This is a genomic window from Brucella sp. IR073 (assembly GCF_049065735.1).
GTDB lineage: Bacteria > Pseudomonadota > Alphaproteobacteria > Rhizobiales > Rhizobiaceae > Paramesorhizobium.
In genome coordinates, this window is the sequence record NZ_JBAKHD010000001.1 from 467,478 (window position 1) to 489,365 (window position 21,888).

Consider the following 21,888-nt stretch of genomic DNA (forward strand, 5'->3'; position numbering starts at 1 on the left):
CCATTCGAGCCATGGCAGGTTTTGCCTCGTTCGGAGGAAACGATCATGCAAATCAGCGGCCAGTGCCATTGCGGACATGTCACCTATGAGGCGGAGATTGACCCGGAGCGGGTCACGATCTGCCACTGCACTGATTGCCAGCGGCTGACCGGCTCGCCTTACCGCGTGACGGTGAGGGCCGCTCCCGGCGCTCTCACGCTCACCGGCAACGCGCCCAAGGTTTATGTGAAGACGGGAACGAGCGGGCGCAAGCGCTTGCAATATTTCTGTCCCGAATGCGGCTCGCCCCTCTTCACCAGCGGCGAGGATACCCAGAACGCGCCCTGGGGCATCCGCTGGGGCAGCATCGACCAGCGCCGGGAGCTGTCGCCGAAGCGGCAGATCTGGTGCCACTCGGCGACGCCGTGGGCGGCGGAGGCGTTTGAGGGGCTGCCGGGGAAAGACATGGATGATTGAAAGCCGTCGCTTCCTATGTTATACCATAAGTTATAACATAGGACATCGCAAATGAACCTGACTGTTCGGAAAATCGGCAATTCGGAAGGCGTTATCCTGCCGAAGGAAGTGCTTGACCGGCATAATATCCATGCGGGCGACACCGTTCTTCTGATCGAGGAGAGTGACGGGCTGAAGCTGCGCCCGCTCACGGAAAATCCGGAAGAGTTCGAAAAGAAGATGCAGATAGCGCGCGAGCGCATGAAAAAATACGAGACCGCCTATCGCGTTCTCGCCAAATGATCGAGTTCCATTCGCGGGAATTCATCGAGGCCATGCATAACGAGCAGCTGCGCCTTCATGGAGGCGCGGCTGGCTTGCGGGACGAAGGTGCGCTGGAATCCGTGCTCGGCAGGCCGTGCAAGAAGCATGGTTACGGCGCGCCGGACCTTTATGAACTCGCCGCGGCTTATCTTTACGGGATCGTCAAGAACCATTCCTTCGTCGATGGCAACAAGCGAACCGGCTTCGCTGCCGCCGATCTTTTTCTCCATTTCAACGGGCTGAGCCTGGAAGCGACCAATGAGGATGTGATCCACCTCGTCACCATGGTCGCCGCCGGTGAAATCGACGAGGACGGCGCGGCAGCGTTTTTCCGCGATTTCACGGTTGAGATCTGAGTGGTGCTTGTTTTGATGGAGCCGCCAAGCAACTCTTTCATCGAGTTGCGCGCCGCGCCAAGGGAACCTGGCAACGAAGCTTGATCTTCGTCGTTGGTGAAAATTCACTGTAGAGGAATGGATCCCAGTGACAAGCACTGGGATGACGGGGCGGAAAGGTATTCGCCCACCTCGGCAACTATTGTGGCATGCGGAACGGTTGGAGATTATCGAGAACAGTCAACCCATCCGTCATCCCAGTGCTTGTCACTGGGGATCCATTCCTCTCCATATCCATTGCTACAACGGCCCAAAACGGGATTCGGGCGATTCCATCAAACCATGAACCGCCCCAAAAAATCCCCCTCTCGCACAACCGGCAGCATGTCGGCGGCGTCGCTGCAATAGGGCAGGCCGCTCCAGAGATCGCGGTCGCCCACGATGAACAGCCGGTAGCGCCCCCGTGTCGCCGCAACATTCAGCAGGTTCGGCCTGGATGCGGCCCAGATGGCGGCGTCGCGGTGCTCGGCATCGGTTCCCAGCACCATGAAGACGATGTCTTCCTCCTTGCCCTGGCCGATCTCCTGCTCAACCTCCGGCGCGTCATCCTCCTCGTCCTCATCGCCGCCGGCTGGGACCATGTCGATAATCTGCGGCGGCTCCAATTGCTTGACGGATGTCTCCCGCTTCTCGCGAAACCGGATTTCGGCGAGCGCAACCGGACGGCCGGGCTTCGGGCTGAAACCCGCCCAGTCCTGCAGAAGGCGATTGAGGGCGAGGATTTCAGCCGGGGTGAGCGGCTCTGCGCCGTCCGCCTCCGCGGATCGGCCAAGATGCCGCTGCGCTCTGAAATTTTCCAGGAGCTCCTTCAGCTTCTTCATGCTTTCGGCAAAGGCGCTGAGGGAAAGCGCCGTCAGCCCGTCCTTGGCGATGCGCCCCAGCGCCCATGGCAGGGTCGAAATCGCAAACCGGTCAAAAAGCGGAACGCCGTTGGCGTCGAGTTCCAGGCTGGCAAAGCACGTATCGCCTTCGAGGTCGCCGCGCTCCATGTCCTCGAACGCGCCGAGTTCATTGGCCGGCGCACAAAAGCGCAGGATGGCATCCGCCATCTCCGACTTGTCGAACACGCCGAAGAAGAGCCTTATCTTGGCAATTTCCTTGCCCTCGGGGATGACAGGCCGGCGCAGGGAGGCGCTATCCTCTTCAAGCGTCTCGGCATGCATCCAGAAAGGCGCATAGCCCTCGCGCGGCTCGGCGCAGGCGGATAAATCGAAGGAATGAAGAACTCTATCCTGTGCCAATAGTCGAGAATGGCCAAAAGCCGTTCCCGGTCGATGGTCTCGCCGCTCATTCAGACCGTCTCTCAGCCGCCTCCAGCAGCGCATCGATCAGCCTTTCCGCCGCCTCGCAGATGACGGTGCCGGGCGGGAAGATTGCCGTCGCGCCGGCTTGCCTCACAGCCTCATGATCCTGCGGCGGGATAACGCCGCCGACGACGAGAAGAATATCATCGCCGCCCCGCAGTCGAAGCGCCGCCTTCAGCTCCGGCACCAGTGTCAGATGGCCCGCCGCGAGGGAGGAGACGCCGAGAATATGCGCGCGGGACTTGACGGCGAGATCGGCAACTTCCTCCGGCGTCTGGAACATCGCGCCCACAATCACCTCGAAACCCAGATCGCCGAACGCCGTGGCGATCGCCTTCTGCCCGCGGTCGTGTCCATCCTGCCCCATCTTGGCGATGAGGAGGCGAGGGCGCTCGCCGGTGCGCTTCTCGAACGCCGCCACCTTCTCGGCCACCCGCTCCGCTATCCTGTTCGGCCCCAACGCCCTCCGGTAGACGCCGGAGATGGTGCGCACCTCCGCCACATGGCGGCCAAACACCTTCTCGAGCGCGAGGCTGATTTCGCCCACCGTCGCCTTGGCGCGCGCGGCCTCAATAGCGAATTCGAGGAGATTGCCTTCGCCCGATTGCGCCGCCGCCGTCAGCCGGTCGAGCGCCGCCTCCACCGCACCCACGTCGCGCGTGCCCTTCAGCGCCTGCAATTTGGCAAGCTGCCGGGCGCGCACCTCGGCATTGTCGATCTTGAGCACCTCCACCGCGACGTCTTCAGCCGGGCGGAACATATTGACGCCGATGACGGGCTGCTCGCCGCTATCGATCCGCGCTTGGGTGCGCGCCGCCGCCTCCTCGATGCGCATTTTCGGAATGCCGCGCTCGATGGCCTTGGCCATGCCGCCGAGCGCCTCCACCTCCTCGATATGCTGGAGCGCACGGACGGCCAGCTCATGCGTCAGCCGCTCCACATAGGCCGAGCCGCCCCAGGGATCGATGATCTCGGTCGTGCCGGATTCTTTCTGCAGAAGAACCTGCGTGTTACGGGCGATCCGCGCCGAATGCTCCGATGGCAGCGCCAGTGCTTCGTCGAAGGCGTTGGTGTGCAGCGACTGCGTGCCGCCGCCCGTTGCCGCCATGGCCTCCACCATGGTGCGGATGATGTTGTTGTGCGGGTCCTGCGCGGTGAGCGACCAGCCCGAGGTCTGGCAATGGGCGCGTAGCGCCAGCGAGCGCTCGTCCTTGGGCTCGAAGTTTTTCTTCATCAGCAAGGCCCAGATGAGCCGCGCCGCCCGAAGCTTCGCCACCTCCATGAAGAAATTCATGCCTGTCGCCCAGAAGAAGGACAGGCGCGGCGCGAATGTGTCGATATCGAGCCCCGCCGCCAGCCCCGCCCGCGCATATTCGATGCCGTCGGCAATGGTGTAGGCGAGCTCCAGATCGGCGGTCGCCCCCGCCTCCTGCATGTGATAGCCGGAAATCGAGATCGAATTGAATTTCGGCATATGCTTCGCCGTATAGGCGAAAATATCGGAGACGATCCGCATCGAGGGCGCGGGCGGATAAATATAGGTGTTGCGGACCATGAACTCCTTGAGAATGTCGTTCTGGATGGTCCCGGCGAGATCCTTCTGCGCGACGCCCTGTTCCTCCGCCGCCACGATGAAAAGCGCCATGACCGGCAGCACCGCGCCGTTCATGGTCATGGATACGGTCATCTCACTGAGCGGAATGCCGTCGAAAAGCTGGCGCATGTCGAGAATGGAATCGATCGCCACCCCCGCCATGCCGACATCGCCCGCCACGCGCGGATGGTCGCTGTCATAGCCGCGATGGGTGGCAAGGTCGAAGGCGACGGACAGGCCTTTCTGACCGCTCGCAAGATTGCGCCGGTAGAAGGCATTCGATTCCTCGGCGGTCGAGAAGCCGGCATATTGCCGGATCGTCCAGGGCTGCCGCACATACATGGTGGGGTAGGGCCCCCGGATGAAAGGCGGCATGCCCGGATAGGTATCGAGATGGGGCAGGGATTTGAGATCGGCTTGCGTATAGGCGCGCTTGACCCTGATCCCCTCAGGCGTTTTCCACCTGTCCGCTCCGGGCTTCGGCGTTTTGGTTTTCGGTTCGCTCCAGGGGATTTGGGTGAAGTCGGGGATCATCGCGGGGAGGCTCCATGTGGAAAGGCCGGCGCCGCGACACCCCCCTCTGTCCTGCCGGACATCTCCCCCTCAAGGGGGGAGATTACGCTTTCATCGATGCCCGGCACCAATCGCCAACGTTGGAGGATGAGAGAGGAGCGTTGTGACAGCCAATCTCCCCCCTTGAGGGGGAGATGCCCGGCAGGGCAGAGGGGGGTGAAATCGAAGAGCGCCTTCATCAAACGTCTCCCACCATCTCATCCAGCCGCGTAAACACCAGCGGCTCGCAATGCACCGCCCCGTCATGGGGCAAAGTCCTGCGCTCCCTATCGAGCACCGCGACGGGGCCGTCCTCTGCAGCCGGATGAATCGTTGTCCCGACAATCCCCCGCTCGCCGCTGCGATAGCTTTCTGCCCGCTTTTCCCGGCATTCGGCGATCCTAGCCTGAAAATGCCCGTCGACGAGGCTTTGCAAAATGCCGCCCTCGCGTTCGAGCGCCTGGAACGCATTCCATGCCGCCTCGCAAAGGCATTCGGTCAGCATTTCGATCCCGCCGGACCCGGCGGCGGGATCGCTGACGAAACCGAGATGAGCCTCCCTGGCAAGGATCAGCTGCGTGTTGCGGGCGAGCCGCCGCGCGGCCGCGTCGGGCAGGCCATGGGTGATGGTGTGCGGCAGGATGGAAATGCCGTCCGCCCCGCCCGCCGCCGCGGCAAAGCCGGCGATGGTGGTGCGCAGGATGTTGGTCTCCACGTCGCGCGCGGTCATCATCCGCATCGAGGTTTCTGCATGGATCGCGGCGGGCGAGGGCGTGATGCCGCATGCTTCCTGCAGCCGCGCCCAGAGCTGGCGCAAGGCGCGCAGCTTGGCGATGGTGACGAACTGGTTCTGGTCGGCCGAGACGGCAAAGCCGATATGCGGCGTGGCGTAGACGACAGGCTGACGTGCGTCCTCGAACATGCGGAGATAACCGAGCGCGACTGACAGCATCGCGCCCAATTCCTGCGCCTCGGTCGCACCCGCATTGTGATAGGGGCGCCCATCGGCCTCCAGCACGATGCCGGGCAGGCCGGTGGCGAAGAAATTGCCGAGCGCCTGCGGCAGCGACGCTTTCAGCGCCTCGACGCTCATGCGCAGCCACCCGCATGAGGCGAGTGTCGCGGTCGGGTCGATCCCCAGGGAAAAACACGTACGGGCCGGATCGATGCGCCGGAAGCGCAGATAATCCGCCAGCCATTCGGCGCAGGCGCGGCTGTTGGGATGCGCGTCCATCCGCAGAGTGAGGCCGTCGAGATCGATATCCTCGAAGAGCCGTTCGATCGTGTCGGCTCCGATGGGAAGACCGAAGCCGAACGCATTCTGCGCGCCCTCGAACACCAGCGCCACGCCATTGGCGCCGTTTTCGATATCGTCCCTGAGCTGGCGGTTGGCGCGGGCTGGATCGGGGTCGTCCGCGCGCTGAACGATACGCCATGGCCGGTCCGGCGTCGCGCGGAACACTGGCTTCGCGTGCCTGTCCCGCTCATAAAGCGGCTCGATGACGATGCCGTCATCGGTTTGCGAGGTCAGCGCCTCCTCGAAACTCTCGCCCTTCAGCGCTTTTTCAGCGAGCCTGACCCAGCGGTCGTAATCCTCAGGAGGAAAGAGACCTTCCTTCAATATGCTCGCGTCCATGCCTTCTCCCGACCATGCGATGCTTGCATGGAGACTTTAGAGCATTATTTTCAGAAAGGAATAGCGTACACTCGTTTGTCATCGTGCGGCGGACCACCTTACGCCCTCCCGTAGAATTCCTTGTACCAGTCGACAAAGCGGCGGATGCCCTCTTCGATGGAGGTGCGAGGCCGGAAGCCGATATCGGCCGCCAGCGCGTCGATGTCGGCATAGGTCGCGGGCACGTCGCCCGGCTGCAGGGGCAGGAGGTTCCTGACGGCCTTTTTACCGACCGCATCCTCGATGCAGGCTATGAAATAATCGAGTTCGACAGGCTTGTTATTGCCGATATTGTAAAGCCGGTAGGGCGCCCTGGACGTGCCGGGATCGGGGTCCATCCCGTCCCATTGGCTGTTCGGCTCAGCGATGCGGTCGAGCGTCCGCACGACCCCTTCCGCGATATCGTCAATATAGGTGAAATCCCGGGCGTGCCGGCCGTAATTGAAGACGTCGATGGGCTCGCCGGCCATGATCTTCTTGGTAAAAAGGAACAGCGACATATCGGGCCGCCCCCACGGCCCATAGACCGTGAAAAAGCGAAGCCCGGTCACCGGGATGTTGTATAAATGCGAATAGGAATGCGCCATCAGTTCATTCGCCTTCTTGCTTGCCGCATACAGGCTGAGCGGATGATCGACATTGTCGTGGACGCTGAAGGGCATTCTGGTATTGGCGCCGTAAACCGAGCTCGATGAGGCGTAGACCAGATGCTCGACCGCGTTGTGCCTGCAGCCTTCCAGAATATTGAGGAAGCCGACCAGATTAGAGCTGGCATAGCTGTGCGGGTTTTCGATGGCATAGCGCACCCCGGCCTGCGCCGCCAGATGGACGACCCGCTCCGGGCGGAAATTCTGAAAAACCGCCTCGACCGCATTCCGGTCGGCAATGTCGATCTTCTCGAAGCGGAATTTCTCATAAGGCGTCAGGCGTTCAAGACGCGCTTGCTTCAGGGTGACATCATAATAGTCGCTGAGATTGTCGATGCCCATGACCTCGTCGCCGCGCTCCAGCAACAGGCGGGCGGTATGAAAGCCGATGAAGCCGGCGGCACCAGTCACTAGAATTTTCAACGCCGTCCTCCTGTGGGACTTTTCCTGTTCGAGGGTATTGAGGTCGCCTCGGGCCGCGACATGGTTTCCGCCGCGCGAGGCAAGCGCATTTTGAAAGCTTCGAATATCAGAGGCGCGGGCAATGAAAAAGGCAGCCCGAGAGCTGCCTTCCAAATCTCACGATATTTTTCGGGACGGTCAGACGAACTGACCGAGGCCCGGGATCGAATTGACGACATCGTCGACCGGGCCTGCGCCGGCCTTTTCGCGGGCATAGGCGATGGTCTGCTTGGAGACGCCGGAGATTTCGCCCATGCCGAGGCCCATGCCCATCAGCTGCGAGCCGAGGCCCATGACGCCGCCCATCATGCTTGAGAGGAACCCGCCGCCGCCTTCAGCCTGCGCGGCGGCAACCGCCTCGCGCGCGCCCGGAATGGCGTCGATGAGCGCGGAAACCTTGTCCGCCGGGCCTTCCTTCTCAAGGAAAGCAAGAATAAGCCCGACCGCCTTCGTGGCCGTGGCCGGGTCGATGCCGACATTCGAGCTGATGCGCGCGATGAGTTCGTCCATGGGGGAATCCTCCGGAAGTTTGACGTTTACGTAATATGCATTTGAGGCGAGGGAATGCAAGCGGGTGTGAGCGTTTCACTTTTTGATGGAAATGATTGCGTATTCTTGCTCGTTGAGGCAGCGTAACTGTTGAGGCATGGATTCCTGTGACAAGCACAGGAATGACGGCTGCTTTGCTATTGACGCCCAGTTTCCAACCTCCCGTTTGGCAAGAATGGTTTTCGGTGACGTGGAAAAATCACTACCCCGTCATTCCTGTGCTTGTCACAGGAATCCATGCCTCAGCAGCTCCGTTACTGCAACGGTGCCCAATGGTATCCAGGTGACTCCATTAAAGCATGAACAACTCTAAGGCGGAGCTTTTCAGTTATTCGCGACCTTGCGCGGTCTGCCTCCCTTGCGGCCATTTTGCCGGGAGGCTGCGGCTTTAGCCGGGGACGTGGCCCGTCCGGCGCGGCGGGCCATATAAGCCTTGGTGCCGAATATTCCCGCCAGCAGGCCGGGCACGGACAGGTCCACATCGAGGCTTTCCCAATGCAGGCCGTATCCGGCTCCGAGAATCTCGACTGTGGCGAGCTCTTCATCCGTAGCGGCTTCCAGCCCTCGCGCCATATGCGGGGGAAAGGCGAAGGTGCAGCCATTCGTGAGCTCGACAACCATACGCCCGTTGCGCTTGTCATAGCGGGCGGATGACGCGCGCGGCTCGGTTTGCTGCGCTATCCGGCCCCGCTCCACCGCGGCCTCATATTCGGCATCGGTCAGTTCAACCATGGATTTCCCTCCATCTGGCCAGGAATTGCTCCTGCTGGTCACCTGCGATCTGCAAGGCACGGCGCACATCGCTTCGCTTCATGCCCTCCGCCGACACGAGAACTGGAGCATCATCAGGCCCGATCAGATTGATCTTGGCTTGCCCGTCACCGAACACGTGGACATGGGCAGGTTCATGATCGTCTGTAAAGATGATGAGCGCAGCCCCTGCGCACGATGAATGGTGACCATGAATTTAGATAACCTATCACGATAGGTTCTTCAAGGTGGCTGATGCCAGGAGCCTGTGCCGCGACCGACAGTTCCGGCGACATTTAACTCGGCTGGTATCTCTCAACGGAACAAATCGGAATGCGTGCCGGTGCGTTCGAAATGGACGTTCTCGCCATCCAGCTTATAAATCAGAAGCCAGTCCGGCTCTATGTGCAGATCGCGATAGCCCGCCCAGTTTGATTTGAGCGAATGGTCACGCAACCGCGCGGGCAAGGGCGCGACCTCGATCAACAATTGCAGAACTTGGCGCAGCTTCGTCATGTCATGCCCGCGCTTCTCCATCCTTTTGACATCGCGGCGGAAATGGCTGGAATAGGACGGCTCGCGCACTTTAAGCATGATCCCGAAAAGTTGCAGACTTTCCGGATAAGATCGTGCGGCGAAACAAACATCTAGATGCGCAATTGCTTGAACAAATCGTTCGCATCCTTGGCCTTGTGGACCTCCTCTCCACGCGCGGTTTTCTCCATGGTCTCCACGGTTGCCGCATTCGGCACTTTAACCGGAAAAGGAATGGCCTTGTCGCGGGCGACGCGGACCAGCGCCATGCGAATATAATCGGAGACGGAAAGCCCCATCTCCGCGAGCGCCTTGGCGGCGCTGTCCTTCGTTTCGGCGTCGATACGTGCGCGCACGACGGAATCGGTTTTCATGGTCCGGCTCCTGAATAAAGTCTCAGTCTAATGTAGCTACAAACGGCCACGGAAGCAACGGGTAGGAGGGCAACAGCCCAATAGAGCCATATTCCTCATTGTCCGCATCCCCGCCGCCCACTATACGTTCGGCATGCCCCTGCGATGACGAAATGAGGACGCCCATGCCCGCCGATAGCATTTTTCTTGGCGCAAGCCGCAAGCCTGACGACAGCTACCAGCAGCCGGAGCATCTGCTGCTGAAATATGGCAACCGCCATGGCCTCGTGACCGGCGCAACGGGCACCGGCAAGACGGTGACCCTGCAGGTGCTGGCGGAAGGCTTTTCCGCTGCCGGCGTTCCCGTCTTCTGTGCCGACATCAAGGGCGATCTCTCCGGCATCGCGGCGGAAGGCGAGGTCAAGGAAGGGCTCATGCAGCGGGCGGACGATGTCCGGCTCACCGAATATGATCTCCTGCCGATGCCCGTCATTTTCTGGGATATTTTCGGCGAGAAGGGTCATCCGATCCGCGCCACCGTCACCGAAATGGGGCCGCTGCTCCTCTCGCGTCTCATGAACCTGACGGAGGCGCAGGAGGGCGTGCTCAACATCGCCTTCCGCCTTGCCGACGAGGAGGGGCTTCTCCTCCTCGACATGAAGGATCTGCAGGCGCTGCTCGCCCATATGGCGGAGCGCTCCTCCGAACTCTCAGGGCAATATGGCAATGTGACCAAGGCCTCGGTCGGCGCTATCCAGCGCTCGCTTCTGGTGCTGGAGCAGCAGGGCGGTGACAAATTCTTCGGCGAGCCGGCGCTGAAGGTCTCGGACCTGATGCGCACGACGACCGACGGGCGGGGCGTCGTCAATGTGCTCGCCGCCGACAAGCTGATGATGAATCCGCGGCTTTATTCGACCTTCCTGCTCTGGCTCCTGTCCGAGCTTTTCGAGGAACTGCCTGAGGTGGGCGACCCGGAAAAGCCGCGCCTCGTCTTCTTCTTCGACGAAGCGCATCTGCTCTTCAACGAAGCCCCGAAGGCGCTGCTCGAGCGCGTGGAGCAGGTGGTGCGGCTCATCCGCTCGAAGGGCGTCGGCATCTATTTCGTTTCGCAGAACCCGCTCGACGTGCCCGAGACGGTGCTTGCCCAGCTCGGCAACCGCGTGCAGCACGCCCTGCGCGCCTATACGCCGCGCGAGACCAATGCGGTGCGGACGGCGGCGGAGACCTTCCGCCCCAACCCGGATTTCGACACCTTCCAGGCGATCACCAGCCTCGGCACCGGTGAGGCCTTGGTTTCCACTCTGCAGGAAAAGGGCGTGCCCTCCATGGTCCAGCGCACGCTCATCCGCCCGCCCGCCTCGCGCATCGGCCCGCTGGAGCCGCAGGAACGGGCTGACATCATGGCTTCGAGCCCCGTCGCCGGGGTCTATGACGAGGCGGTCGATCCCGAATCCGCCTATGAAATCCTGCAGCGCAAGGCTGAAGAGAGCGCCAAGGTTGAGGAGACCGAGGAGGCAGAAGGTGGCAATGGCTGGGGCGGGATGCTGGGCGACGTGCTCGGCACCGGCGGCGGCAACCGCCGCTCGGGACGCCAGTCGGTCGTGGAAGCCGCGATGAAATCAGCCGTCCGCTCCGCCGCCTCGTCGCTTGGGCGGGCATTGGTGCGGGGCGTGCTGGGGAGTTTGAGACGGTAGGGAGTAGGGGAATAGGGGAGTATGTTTTTGTAAACCTACTCCCCTACTCCCTTACTGCCCTATTCCCTTAAATAACCAGCACCGGCGTCTTCGCCGGAACCCGGTCGTAGAGATCGATGATGTCCTGGTTGATCAGGCGCACGCAGCCGGAGGACATGGCCTTGCCGATGGACCACCATTCCGGATTGCCGTGGAGGCGATAGAGCGTGTCCTCGCCGTTCTGGAAGAGGTAGAGCGCGCGCGCGCCGAGCGGGTTTTTGAGGCCGGGGGCCATGCCGCCATTGGCGGCGCTGTATTGGACCAGTTCCGGCTGGCGGGCGATCATGTCGTCCGGCGGCGTCCAGCGCGGCCATTTGCGCTTGTACTGGATGACGGCGCGGCCCGACCAGGCAAAGCCCTGCCGCCCGATGCCGACGCCGTAGCGGATGGCCTGGCCGCCTTCGCGCACGAGATAGAGGAAACGGTTGGCCGTATCGACCACAATGGTGCCGGGCTGCTCGCCCGTGGGATCGGGCACGATCTGGCGCAGATATTTCGGGTCCATCTTCTGGATCGGAATGGCCGGAAGATCGAAGCCGCCATCCTGCATCGGCCCGTACATCGCCGCATAGGAGCCGAGTGCTGAAGCGGTCTCGGGCGAGGGCTGTACCGGGGCAGCCGGTGGCCTTGGCGCGATCGGTAACCCGTCGGGGCCGACATCGATGATCGGGACATTTCTGGCGACGGTGGTGCAGCCGGAAAGGCCGACGGCGGCCACGGCGCCCAAGGCCAGAAACGAACGGCGGGAAAGCTTGTTATCCATTCTTGAACCAGACTTTTCTTGGGGGGAGGCTTTTATAAGCTTCTTTTGGTTAAGGAACTCCAATGAGCTGCGAACGGGGCTCTTAACGCATGAGGAATGTGGCTGCGACTGGTTAACAATCGGGCGTAAACATGGCTTCACGGCGCTGTGATCCCCCTGCAACAGTATAAAGTACAACCAGCAAAACCGGCTGTTCACAAACCGGTGAAACGCACCGGGATTAAATTAGGTTCCTATTCCTCGCTTAAGCATTGCCCGCCGACGCCGGTCAGCCTATGTAAACCACCGTGATCGTTTTCGGGCTGGCCTATCCAGCCTCATCAGAGGAGAGTTCCCATGGCTTTCGAATTGGCTCCGCTGCCATACGCCTATGACGCGCTTGCGCCCTATATGTCGGCCGAGACGCTGGAATACCACCACGACAAGCACCATCAGGCCTATGTGACCAACCTGAACAAGCTGATCGAGGGCACCCCCCTCGAAGGCAAGAGCCTGGAGGAGATCGTCAAGGAAAGCTATGGCAAGAACCCCGGCGTCTTCAACAATGCCGGCCAGAACTACAACCACAACCTTTTCTGGAACTGGATGAAGAAAGGCGGCGGCGGCAATAAGCTGCCGGGCAAGCTGCAGGCGGCCATCGATTCCGACCTCGGCGGCTACGACAAGTTCCGCGCCGATTTCATCGCCGCCGGCGTGGCGCAGTTCGGCTCCGGCTGGGCCTGGCTGGCCTTCAAGGACGGCAAGCTCGAGATCACCAAGACCCCGAACGGCGAAAATCCGCTCGTCCATGGCGGCACGCCGCTGCTCGGCGTCGATGTGTGGGAGCACTCCTACTACATCGACTACCGCAACGCCCGCCCGAAATATCTCGAAGCCTTCGTCGATAATCTCGTCAACTGGGAATATGTCGAGGAGCTCTACGAGAAGGCCGCCGGCTGATCGCTTCTTGAGCACGATACTTGCGAAAAGCCCCTTTCCGGGGCTTTTCCTTTAATATGAGACTTTAATTCAGTTTTATCACAACTATGTGAGGTCAGGTTTCCGCCGGGCCTTCGCGCTATGCCTCCCCGCGGCCTTGGGTCATATTCTACCCAATGTGCCAATCTTCACAGGGGAAATCATGCGTAAACTGGTCGCTGCCGCCGCTCTTTTCATCGCCTCCGCTGGTCTTGCCCATGCCGATGTCGTCGCCGACCGCGAAGCCATCATGAAGGGACTGGCCAAGTCCGTGGGCCAGCTCGCGCCGATGGTGAAGGGCGCGAAACCCTTCGACGCCGCCGCCGCGTCCGACGCGCTCACCCAGCTCAACGACTACGCCCAGAAGCTCGACGTCGATGCGCTCTTCCCGAAGGGTTCCGATACCGGCGAGACGGAAGCTTCGCCGAAGATCTGGGAAAATATCGAGGATTTCAAAGCCCGGAACGAGAAATTCAAGGCCGATGTCGCCGCCGCCGTCGCGGCCAAGCCGCAGGATCTGGATAGCCTCAAGACGCAGTTCCAGACGATCTCAGCCAATTGCGGCAGCTGCCACCAGCAATTCCGGGTGAAGAAGAATTGATGCTTGCGCCCTCCTTCCCCCTTGCGGGGAAGGTGTCTGCGGAGCAGACGGATGGGGGTGGTGACGCTTGCACTTCTGCTGAAAACCTTGGCGCAAACGTCTCCACCCCCATCCGCCCGCTGACGCCGGCACCTTCCCCGCAAGGGGGAAGGAGAGCGCTGAAAACGGAAGGCGCTAAACCGTCATGCTCCGAAGGCTGCTCGCCCTTGCACTTTTCCTGATCCTCCTCGCCGCCGCGGGCTTCTGGTTCCTCACCGCCCCAAACCGGGTCGACAGTCAACTGCTGGCCGATCTCGCGCCCGGCGATACCGCCAATGGCGAGCGGATGTTCTGGGCGGGCGGCTGCGCTTCCTGCCATGCCGCTCCCGGGGCGGAGGGAGATGCCAGGCGCGTGCTCACGGGAGGCGGCGAAATCGTCTCGCCTTTCGGCACCTTCGTCGCTCCCAACATCTCGCCCTCGCCGCAGGGCATCGGCGCTTGGGAATTCGAGGACTTCGCCAACGCCATGCTGCGCGGCGTCGGGCCAGATGGACGCCATCTCTACCCGTCCTTTCCCTATACGTCCTATATCCGCATGAAACCGCAGGACGTGGCCGACCTCTTCGCCTATCTCAAGACCTTGCCGCAATCCGATAATGTCGCCGCCCCGCACCGGCTGGCTTTCCCCTATAATATCAGGCGCGGCATCGGTCTGTGGAAGCTTCGCTATCTCTCGCCCGATCCGGTGGTCGTGCTCGATGACCCCTCCGATGCCGTCAAGCGCGGCCAATATCTGGTAGAGGGACCCGGCCATTGTGGAGAATGTCATACGCCGCGCGACATGTTCGGCGGCCTGGAAAAATCGCGCTGGCTTGCCGGAGCCGTTTCGCCCGAAATTGGCGAGGACGGCAAGCAGGGCATCGTCCCCAACATCACGAGCGGGGAGGGCGGCATTTCAAGCTGGAGCGAGGGCGATATCGCCTATTCGCTGGAAAGCGGCTTCACGCCCGATTTCGATTCGCTCGGCGGCTCCATGGCCGATGTGGTGGCGAATATGAGCCAGCTCCCCGCCAGCGACCGCGAGGCCATCGCGGCGTATTTGAAGGCGATTCCGGGGCATGGGGATGGGTATCAGTAGAACCCTCCCTCCCCCTTGCGGGGAGGGTGGCCCGAAGGGTCGGGTGGGGGTGGTGATGTTTGCGCTTGCCTCGAAGACCGTAGTGCAAGCGTAGCCACCCCCATCCGCCTGCTAACGCGAGCACCTTCCCCGCAAGGGGGAAGGAGGGTGCGAGCCGTCCCGCGCCGCGTTCCAATTCAAAAGAACTTACCGCACCCTGCAAAACGCCGCCCGCGGCGCGCCGAAATCTCCATATTTGCTCTGCATCGTGTAGAGCCAGCCCCGGCATTCGTCCATCGAGCTGAAGCAGCGGTAGCGATCCACGGGCACGCGGGCGTCGTCGTCGCTGATGAAGGGCGATTCCTTCTCGCCGCTGAAAATGCCGACGATCACGCCGCTGCCGGCAGGGGGCGTGTTGCAGCGCTGCCCGGCATTCTCGGGCACATTCTTGAGAACGGCAGCCTCCGCCGCAACCGAAGCCGCGAACAGCACCGCCGCCGCGCCGAGAAGAAAGGCAAGAACGATCTGTTTCATGTCTTTACGCCTTCTGGGATGGTGGTTCCTCTGAATATGGTTTGAGGATGGTTTCTTTGCAATGTGCGAGGCGGTTCCCGCCCCTCCTTCCCCCTTGCGGGGAAGGTGTCTGCGGAGCAGACGGATGGGGGTGGTGACGTTTGCGCTTTTGCTGGAGACAATGGCACAAACTCCACCACCCCCACCCGACCCTTCGGGCCACCCTCCCCGCAAGGGGGAGGGAGGGCGCTTAAGCCACCTCCGCGGCCTTGACCCCCACCATCCCCGTCACCTTCAGCGCGAACGCGTAATTATGCGCGATTTCCTCCAGCCGTGAGAAACGCCCCGACGCGCCCGCATGGCCTGCGTCCATGTTGATGCGGAAGAGGACCGGGTTGTCGTCCGTTTTTAGCTCGCGAAGCTTGGCCACCCATTTCGCCGGCTCCCAATAGGTGACGCGCGGGTCGGTGAGGCCGGCGACGGCGAGGATGGGCGGATAGGCCTGGGAGGAGACGTTGGAATAGGGGCAATAGGAGGCGATGGTGCGGTAATCCGCTTCCGAGGCGACCGGGTTGCCCCATTCCGGCCATTCGAGCGGCGTCAGCGGCAGGGTCTCGTCGAGGATGGTGTTGAGCACATCCACGAACGGCACTTCGGCGATGATGCCGCCGAAGGCGCCGGGGGCCATGTTGGCGACCGCGCCCATCAGGAGTCCGCCCGCCGAGCCGCCCTGCGCAACGATGCGGTCATGCCTGGTGAAGCCTTCCGCCACCAGATGCTTCGCCGCGGCGATGAAATCGGTGAAGGTGTTCTTCTTTTTATCGCGCTTGCCGTTCTCATACCAGGCGAAGCCCTTGTCCTTGCCGCCGCGGATATGCGCGATGGCATAGACGAAGCCGCGGTCGACCAGCGACAGGCAATTGGTGTTGAAGCTCGCCGGAATGGTCAGGCCATAGGAGCCGTAGCCATAGAGGAGGCAGGGGGCCGAGCCGTCGAGCGGCGTATCCTTGCGGTAGAGGATCGAGACGGGCACCAGCTCGCCATCGGGCGCGGGCGCGAGCAGCCGCCGCGTCACGTAATCGGCAGGGTTATGCCCTGACGGCACCTCCTGCGTCTTCAGGAGCGAGCGCGAGCGCGTGCGCATGTCATAGTCGAATTCCTGCGCCGGGGTCGTCATCGAGGAATAGGTGAAGCGGATGACGTCGGTATCATATTCCGCGCTGCCGACGAGGCCCAGCGAATAGGCCTCTTCCTCGAAGGCGATGGCATGCTCCTCGCCGGTTTTCCTGTCGCGGATGACAATGCGCGGCAGGCCTTCGGCGCGCTCCAGCCAGACGAGGAAATCGCGATAGGCCGAGTGGGAGAGGATGATCGTGCCCGGCTTTTCCGGCACCACCTCGCTCCAGTTTTCACGCTCCGGCGCGGTGACGGGCGCGCTCATGATCTTGAAATCCTTGGCGCCGTCCGCATTCGTCAGGATGTAGAAGACATCGCCGCCTTCGGTCAGGCTGTATTCCACCCCGGTTTCGCGCTTCGCCACCAGGCGCGGCTCGGTCAGCGGCGCCTTCGCCGGAATGATCCACTCTTCCGACGTCTCATGGTCGGCGATGGAAATGAAGATGAAATCATCGAGGCTGGAGCCGCTGACGCTCATAAAGAAGCCGGGGTCCGGCTCCTCGAACACCAGCCGGTCATCCGCCTGCGGCGTGCCGACCTTGTGGTAATAAAGTTTTGAAGGGCGATGGTTCTCATCCACCTTCGTATAGAAGAAGCCCTCGCTCGCCGCATCCCAGACGCTGCCGCCGCTGGTGTCGCGGATAGCGTCGTCGAGATCCTCGAGCGTATCGAGGTCGCGGACTTTCAGCGTGTAGAACTCCGACCCCTTGTCGTCGAAGCCCCAGGCAAGCCGCCGATGGTCGGGGGAATGGTCGGCGGAAGAGAGGCGAAAATAGGCCTTGCCCTCCGCTTCCTTGTCGCCGTCGAGCAGCACCGTCTCCTCGCCGCCCTCGCGCGGCCGGCGGAAAAGGCGCGGCTGCTCGCCGCCGGTCCGGTAGGACGAGCCATAGGCATAGGGGCCGTCCTTGTAGGGAACCGAGGAATCGTCCTCCTTGATCCGTCCTTTCATCTCCGCGAACAGCGCCTCGCGCAGTCCCTGCATATCGCCCATCATGCCGGCATAATAGCTGTTCTCGGCGTCGAGATGCGCGCGGATATCGGGGGCGAGCGCGGACGGGTCCTTGAACACCTCCTGCCAGTTGTTCGCCCTGAGCCAGGCGTAGTCGTCGGTGCGGGTGATCCCGTGTCTGACGTCGCTGACGGGGTGCTTGGCGGCGATGGGGGCGGGGAGGGTGGGGAAGGAGGGTTTGGTCATGGGGGTCTCTGGGGATGGAGTTATCTATAGTGAAGGGGCATGGGTTCGCGCCCTCCTTCCCCCTTGCGGGGAAGGTGCCCGCGTTAGCGGGCGGATGGGGGTGGCTACGTTTGCGCTTTTGCTGGAGAAAGTGGCGTGAGCGTCACCCCCCCCACCCGACCCTATCGGGCCACCCTCCCCGCAAGGGGGAGGGCGGGTGCTAAACCTCAATCCTCATCGAACACCAGCGCGTGCCCATTCATGCAATAGCGCAGCCCCGTCGGCGGCGGCCCATCGGGAAACACATGGCCCAGATGCGCGTCGCAATCGGCGCAGCGGATTTCGGTGCGCACCATGCCGTAGGAGAGGTCCTCGAAGGCCTCCACCGCCTCCGGCTCGATCGGCTGGTAGAAGCTGGGCCAGCCGGTGCCCGATTCATACTTCGCCTCGGAGCGATAAAGCGGACGTCCGCAGCAGACGCATTTATAGGTGCCCTTCAGGCTGCTGTCGAAATTGGGGCTGGAAAAGGCGCGCTCGGTGCCATGCTGCCGGGTGATCTGGTACTGGATCGGGGTCAGCTGCTCGCGCCATTCCTCATCGGTCCTGACGATTTTCAGCGGCTTTCGCCGGGTCTCGGTCGCGCTCATGGCTGTTCCTTTCCAAGATGGGAGCGCTCCCATATTTATGTGCCGGAGGCAGCTTCGGCAACGGCAAGCATGCGGAGAGCTGTTTCTTATTGTCGCATCTATCCGCTCTACGCCCGCCCACAATCTTTCGGGCTGCGCCTTAAGGCGAATTATTTTCGCGCCGCCAGAAATTTGACGTAATGATCCGCTTTTTCATGGAAGCTACATCGAATGTTGGAGGCTGCGCTTAACCGATTCCACCGATTCACTTGAAAATATATTAAATAGATTTCGGATCAAATATTGGGAAAACTTCTATGTTTTATTCCAGCGATCTCTCATGGATACATGAATAGTTATGAAATTAAGGATATATAATTTTACTTTATTAAATATTGGAAAGAAACGCAAAGTTGTAGTACAAAATAATTGACAGACGGGTTTTCCTTGGCGATATGGTCGCCTCGCGCGGGATGGGCTAGGCACAGCCAAACGAATTGATCTGCTGCCAGCATTCAAAGAGTGGATGCCCTCGGCGGAAATGTCTTCGGATATTTCCAACGGGTGTATAATGAGGGAAGATAGATGGAACATCTTGAAATTAATGAAGCTGCTGAGGACGTACTGCTCGGGCTAACCGCAGAAGTTGTTGCAGCCTATGTCAGCAACAACTCGGTGAGAGCCGGAGAATTGCCTGGACTGATCGCGGAAGTTCATGCCGCGTTTGGTCGTGTCGGTACCCGCGAAGAAGCGATGGCGGTGGTTGAAAAGCCGAAACCGGCCGTCAACCCGAAGCGGTCCATTTTCGATGACTATATCATCTGCCTTGAGGACGGTAAGAAGTTCAAGTCGCTGAAGCGCCACCTGATGACGCATTACGGCATGACGCCGGAACAGTACCGCGAGAAGTGGGACCTGGATCCGAACTATCCGATGGTGGCCCCGAACTACGCAGCCGCCCGTTCGCAGCTTGCCAAGAACATGGGCCTCGGCCGCAAGCGCAAGCGCGCCTGAGACGAACAGCCCCATGGCTATGATTTGAAAAAACGGCGCTTCGACGCCGTTTTTTTGTAGGGGAGTAAGGGAATAGGGGAATAGAGGAATAGAGTGGACACCCTCGATGAATTTTGGAATTTCCCTTACTCCCTTACTCCCTTACTCCCTTACTCCCTTACTCCCCTCGATCCTCTCCCTCGCCTGCTTCAGCGCAATATGCCGGTTCAGGTCATAGCTCCAATGGCCTGACGTGCCCTTGAGCCGTTCGCGCTCGATGAGCCGTTCCAGCCGGCGGATAGCTTTGCGCTTTTCCTCATGCGATGCGGCGAGAATGCGGTCCAGATCGATGCCGCAGAGGATTTGCAGCGCCGCGCGCTGCATGGCTTCCCCCCGCAGCTTTTCCTTTCCCGCGAGAAATTCCTTCGCTTGCCTGACAAGATTATGGGTGGTCATTGCGTCCGTCCATTTGAGCAAGTCCGGGAAAAAGGCGAAGCAGCTTTCCGTTTGGACTTGCGAAAGAGAAGTGTTGGACAAACAGTTTCGCGCCGTCAGGCAATGTGGAGGATTAATACCTGCTTCTGTTTCTTATCCCAAAGAAATAACCTTTGCCGCACAAAAGCTTAATTAGAATTCGCGCGAGAGTTAATAAAAAATTTATCCCCGCAATGCCTATCGGTTGTATAAGAAGATATTCCTAGTTTCAGCAGGGGGAAATGAGAATGTCTTTGGGGGTTTCCGGTGTGATCCATACGCAATCCGAGGCGATCGACGCGCTCGTGACACTGGCTGTCAGGCATGGGCGCTCGCTGGCCATCGAGCGGCCTCAAATGATGGGGGAGAGGCGCCGCCGGCGCGTTCCCCGGGGCCGGATGATGGAGGTTTGCGACGCGTTCATCGACATACTGGCCGCCTTTTTCGGCGTTCCCGGCCATGAGCTGCGCTCCGGCGAGCGCTGCCGCCGCGAGGTGGCGCGGGTGCGGCAGATCGGCATGTATGTCGCCCATACGCAATTCGGCATGTCGATGACTGAGGTGGCGCACGGCTTCGGGCGCGACCGCTCGACCGTCATGCACGCCTGCCATCTGATCGAGGACGCACGGGAGGACAAGGAATTCGAACTGGTCCTGGCGGCCTTCGAGCGCCTGGCCGCCGCCACCTTCCTCAATGAGGGGAGGAACGGCTGATGAAGCAGGATGTGAGCGTCTTCACCATCGAGATCGACGGGGAGAAGCAATCGGTCGCGGTCAATCTCGCGGAGTCGCCGCTGAGCCAGCTCTACCGGCGCAAGGGTATGGACGGAAAACCATTCCTGACGGCGGGGGAGTTCGTCGCCGGTGAGCGCCTGCGCGCCGATTTCACCCGCGGCCATCTGATGCCGCGCGTCAGCGCAAATTGGGAAACGAGCGTGGCCGGGCGGACCCGCACCAGCGCCAACGGCACGGCGGACCTGACCGACGCCGCGCTTGCCGCACGATTGCGCGTCGAGAAGGCGCTGGAAAGCGTCGGGCCGGAGCTGTCGGGCGTGCTCGTCGATGTCTGCTGTTTCCTGAAGGGCCTGGAGACCGTGGAGCGCGAGCGCCACTGGCCGGCACGTTCGGCAAAGCTGCTGCTGAAAGCCGCGCTCGGCGCGCTCGACCGGCATTACCACCCGCTTGCCGCCCCAAAACGCGGCCGTCCGCGCATTCTGCAATGGGGCACGGTGGATTATAGGCCGGCGATCAGGTAGATACCGCCAGCGCCCCCTGCGCTTCGGTGCGGATGCGGGCGATCATGGCGCGCAGGCCGTTGGAGCGCTGCGGCGTCAGATGTTCGTCGAGCCCGAGCGTCCTAAGAATGCCGTCGGGATCGACGGCGAGGATTTCCGAAGCCTTGCGCCCCGAATAAAGCGCCAGCACGATGGCGACGAGCCCGCGCACGATATGGGCGTCGGAATCGCCGAGGAAGCTGATGACAGGATCGGCTCCCTCGCCGATCTCGGTCTTGAGCCAGACTTGGCTGACGCAGCCCTGCACCTTATGCGCTTGATCGCGGGCGTCGTCGGGATAAGGTTTCAGCCCGCGCCCGAGGTCGATCACATAGCGGTAGCGGTCTTCCCAATCATCGAGAACGTCGAAATCGGCAATGATGTCGTCAATGGTCTGAGTCATGGGCTTCATATAGAGCATCGTCGGAAAAGTTGCAGGCTTTTCGGACAAGATCATGCAGTAAAAATAAAAATCACGGGCGAGGATCGGTCTTCTCCGCCGCCTGCCGCAGCGCAGGCACCGGAATGCCGCCATCAGTCTTCTGTACCTCGTTCCCCAGGTTCTGCACCGCATTCGAAATCGCGGACTTGCCGGTTTCGCAAAGCAGGGGGTTCTTCTCACAGAACGTAGTGAGGCCTGTGAGCTTTTCCTTGGCATTGGACAAGGTCTGGAGCGCCTTCTCGGCGGTCTTGTCGGGCTCGGTGGCCGGATTGCCTGCCGGCTGGGCATTCGCCCAATGATCCATCTCGGCCTTGAGATCGGCGAGCGGCGTGTGCGGCAGCACCACGAATGCCAGCGTCAGCCAGAAGACCGTCTTTATAAGAAAGCGCATATGCCTGCCTTTGTGCTCATGACGCCGGTACAATGCCAGAGGGATAAGAAGATCGGATTGAAAATGCCGCATAATTTTGATTCAAATTTGAATGAAATTATG

At 61.2% G+C, this 21,888-nt stretch carries 25 protein-coding genes and 1 pseudogene; 10 read left to right on the forward strand and 16 right to left on the reverse strand.

The genetic code is table 11. The features are described from left to right. The first annotated feature begins 45 nt into the window (after window positions 1–45). From ACOWVG_RS02290 to ACOWVG_RS02300, 3 genes are read left to right on the forward strand one after another with little or no spacing between them, the layout of a single operon-like run. Window positions 46–456: a GFA family protein gene (locus ACOWVG_RS02290; RefSeq protein WP_420959863.1), complete on the forward strand. Its 411-nt coding sequence runs from the start codon at window positions 46–48 to the stop codon at window positions 454–456. Window positions 457–507: 51 nt separating this feature from the next. Then, window positions 508–738, forward strand: a complete 231-nt coding sequence (locus ACOWVG_RS02295; protein ID WP_420959864.1) for an AbrB/MazE/SpoVT family DNA-binding domain-containing protein — start codon at window positions 508–510, stop codon at window positions 736–738. Next, window positions 735–1,115 (forward strand): type II toxin-antitoxin system death-on-curing family toxin, encoded by a 381-nt coding sequence (locus ACOWVG_RS02300; RefSeq protein WP_420959865.1) that lies wholly within the window; start codon window positions 735–737, stop codon window positions 1,113–1,115. The genes ACOWVG_RS02295 and ACOWVG_RS02300 overlap by 4 nt, the downstream gene beginning before the upstream one ends. A gap of 314 nt (window positions 1,116–1,429) precedes the next feature. Here the strand turns inward: ACOWVG_RS02300 and ACOWVG_RS02305 are convergent, their stop codons facing one another. From ACOWVG_RS02305 to ACOWVG_RS02345, 9 genes are all read right to left on the reverse strand, one after another. Beyond that, complete coding sequence (locus ACOWVG_RS02305) at window positions 1,430–2,395, reverse strand: hypothetical protein (RefSeq protein WP_420959866.1); 966 nt, start codon at window positions 2,393–2,395, stop codon at window positions 1,430–1,432. A 46-nt stretch (window positions 2,396–2,441) separates the two neighbouring features. Further along, complete coding sequence (scpA, locus tag ACOWVG_RS02310; protein WP_420959867.1) at window positions 2,442–4,586, reverse strand: methylmalonyl-CoA mutase; 2,145 nt, start codon at window positions 4,584–4,586, stop codon at window positions 2,442–2,444. Between the two features lie 217 nt (window positions 4,587–4,803). Further along, the gene (locus ACOWVG_RS02315) at window positions 4,804–6,240 is read right to left on the reverse strand and encodes a methylmalonyl-CoA mutase subunit beta (protein WP_420959868.1); all 1,437 of its coding nucleotides are present in this window, start codon (window positions 6,238–6,240) and stop codon (window positions 4,804–4,806) included. Between the two features lie 98 nt (window positions 6,241–6,338). Continuing rightward, entirely contained in the window at window positions 6,339–7,349 is a 1,011-nt protein-coding gene (locus tag ACOWVG_RS02320; protein WP_420959869.1) for an NAD-dependent epimerase, read from the reverse strand. A gap of 177 nt (window positions 7,350–7,526) precedes the next feature. Next, window positions 7,527–7,898, reverse strand: a complete 372-nt coding sequence (locus ACOWVG_RS02325; protein ID WP_420959870.1) for a DUF2267 domain-containing protein — start codon at window positions 7,896–7,898, stop codon at window positions 7,527–7,529. Between the two features lie 363 nt (window positions 7,899–8,261). Then, the gene (locus ACOWVG_RS02330; protein WP_420959871.1) at window positions 8,262–8,669 is read right to left on the reverse strand and encodes a DUF2442 domain-containing protein; all 408 of its coding nucleotides are present in this window, start codon (window positions 8,667–8,669) and stop codon (window positions 8,262–8,264) included. Next, on the reverse strand, window positions 8,662–8,826 hold the full coding sequence (locus ACOWVG_RS02335; RefSeq protein WP_420959872.1) for a hypothetical protein: 165 nt from the start codon (window positions 8,824–8,826) through the stop codon (window positions 8,662–8,664). The genes ACOWVG_RS02330 and ACOWVG_RS02335 overlap by 8 nt, the downstream gene beginning before the upstream one ends. A gap of 176 nt (window positions 8,827–9,002) precedes the next feature. Next, the gene (locus ACOWVG_RS02340; protein ID WP_420959873.1) at window positions 9,003–9,281 is read right to left on the reverse strand and encodes a type II toxin-antitoxin system YafQ family toxin; all 279 of its coding nucleotides are present in this window, start codon (window positions 9,279–9,281) and stop codon (window positions 9,003–9,005) included. A 53-nt stretch (window positions 9,282–9,334) separates the two neighbouring features. After that, the gene (locus ACOWVG_RS02345; protein WP_420959874.1) at window positions 9,335–9,595 is read right to left on the reverse strand and encodes a type II toxin-antitoxin system RelB/DinJ family antitoxin; all 261 of its coding nucleotides are present in this window, start codon (window positions 9,593–9,595) and stop codon (window positions 9,335–9,337) included. Between the two features lie 164 nt (window positions 9,596–9,759). On the opposite strand from ACOWVG_RS02345, the gene ACOWVG_RS02350 reads away from it, so the two are divergent. After that, entirely contained in the window at window positions 9,760–11,268 is a 1,509-nt protein-coding gene (locus ACOWVG_RS02350) for a helicase HerA-like C-terminal domain-containing protein (RefSeq protein WP_420959875.1), read from the forward strand. Between the two features lie 67 nt (window positions 11,269–11,335). On the opposite strand, the gene ACOWVG_RS02355 is transcribed toward ACOWVG_RS02350, so the two are convergent. Next, complete coding sequence (locus ACOWVG_RS02355) at window positions 11,336–12,070, reverse strand: L,D-transpeptidase (protein WP_420959876.1); 735 nt, start codon at window positions 12,068–12,070, stop codon at window positions 11,336–11,338. Between the two features lie 336 nt (window positions 12,071–12,406). Here ACOWVG_RS02355 and ACOWVG_RS02360 point away from each other — a divergent pair, with 336 nt between their 5' ends. From ACOWVG_RS02360 to ACOWVG_RS02370, 3 genes are all read left to right on the forward strand, one after another. Further along, window positions 12,407–13,009: a superoxide dismutase gene (locus tag ACOWVG_RS02360; protein WP_420959877.1), complete on the forward strand. Its 603-nt coding sequence runs from the start codon at window positions 12,407–12,409 to the stop codon at window positions 13,007–13,009. A 181-nt stretch (window positions 13,010–13,190) separates the two neighbouring features. Beyond that, window positions 13,191–13,628 carry a c-type cytochrome gene (locus ACOWVG_RS02365; protein WP_420959878.1) on the forward strand — a complete coding sequence of 146 codons (438 nt, stop codon included), beginning with the start codon at window positions 13,191–13,193 and terminating at the stop codon, window positions 13,626–13,628. A 184-nt stretch (window positions 13,629–13,812) separates the two neighbouring features. Next, a complete protein-coding gene (locus ACOWVG_RS02370; protein WP_420959879.1) occupies window positions 13,813–14,745 on the forward strand; it encodes a c-type cytochrome in 933 nt (310 codons plus the stop codon). Window positions 14,746–14,931: 186 nt separating this feature from the next. Here ACOWVG_RS02370 and ACOWVG_RS02375 read toward each other — a convergent pair whose 3' ends face one another. From ACOWVG_RS02375 to msrB, 3 genes are all read right to left on the reverse strand, one after another. Then, the gene (locus tag ACOWVG_RS02375; protein ID WP_420959880.1) at window positions 14,932–15,258 is read right to left on the reverse strand and encodes a metallophosphoesterase; all 327 of its coding nucleotides are present in this window, start codon (window positions 15,256–15,258) and stop codon (window positions 14,932–14,934) included. Window positions 15,259–15,487: 229 nt separating this feature from the next. Then, window positions 15,488–17,608 carry a S9 family peptidase gene (locus ACOWVG_RS02380; protein ID WP_420959881.1) on the reverse strand — a complete coding sequence of 707 codons (2,121 nt, stop codon included), beginning with the start codon at window positions 17,606–17,608 and terminating at the stop codon, window positions 15,488–15,490. 206 nt (window positions 17,609–17,814) lie between these two features. Continuing rightward, on the reverse strand, window positions 17,815–18,234 hold the full coding sequence (gene msrB / locus ACOWVG_RS02385; RefSeq protein WP_420959882.1) for a peptide-methionine (R)-S-oxide reductase MsrB: 420 nt from the start codon (window positions 18,232–18,234) through the stop codon (window positions 17,815–17,817). Between the two features lie 564 nt (window positions 18,235–18,798). Here msrB and ACOWVG_RS02390 point away from each other — a divergent pair. Further along, the gene (locus ACOWVG_RS02390; RefSeq protein ID WP_420959883.1) at window positions 18,799–19,227 is read left to right on the forward strand and encodes a MucR family transcriptional regulator; all 429 of its coding nucleotides are present in this window, start codon (window positions 18,799–18,801) and stop codon (window positions 19,225–19,227) included. A 141-nt stretch (window positions 19,228–19,368) separates the two neighbouring features. Here the strand turns inward: ACOWVG_RS02390 and ACOWVG_RS02395 are convergent, their stop codons facing one another. Further along, a complete protein-coding gene (locus tag ACOWVG_RS02395; RefSeq protein ID WP_420959884.1) occupies window positions 19,369–19,662 on the reverse strand; it encodes a cytoplasmic protein in 294 nt (97 codons plus the stop codon). Between the two features lie 272 nt (window positions 19,663–19,934). Here ACOWVG_RS02395 and ACOWVG_RS02400 point away from each other — a divergent pair, with 272 nt between their 5' ends. Both ACOWVG_RS02400 and ACOWVG_RS02405 read left to right on the forward strand, forming a co-directional pair. Next, complete coding sequence (locus ACOWVG_RS02400; RefSeq protein WP_420960158.1) at window positions 19,935–20,393, forward strand: helix-turn-helix domain-containing protein; 459 nt, start codon at window positions 19,935–19,937, stop codon at window positions 20,391–20,393. A gap of 23 nt (window positions 20,394–20,416) precedes the next feature. Beyond that, window positions 20,417–20,935: pseudogene (locus ACOWVG_RS02405) on the forward strand (DUF6456 domain-containing protein); the annotation flags it as partial. Here ACOWVG_RS02405 and ACOWVG_RS02410 read toward each other — a convergent pair. Next, a complete protein-coding gene (locus ACOWVG_RS02410) occupies window positions 20,928–21,356 on the reverse strand; it encodes a SufE family protein (RefSeq protein ID WP_420959885.1) in 429 nt (142 codons plus the stop codon). The pseudogene ACOWVG_RS02405 and the gene ACOWVG_RS02410 sit on opposite strands and share 8 nt — an antisense overlap. A gap of 70 nt (window positions 21,357–21,426) precedes the next feature. Beyond that, a complete protein-coding gene (locus ACOWVG_RS02415) occupies window positions 21,427–21,786 on the reverse strand; it encodes a hypothetical protein (protein ID WP_420959886.1) in 360 nt (119 codons plus the stop codon). Between the last annotated feature and the right edge of the window lie 102 nt (window positions 21,787–21,888).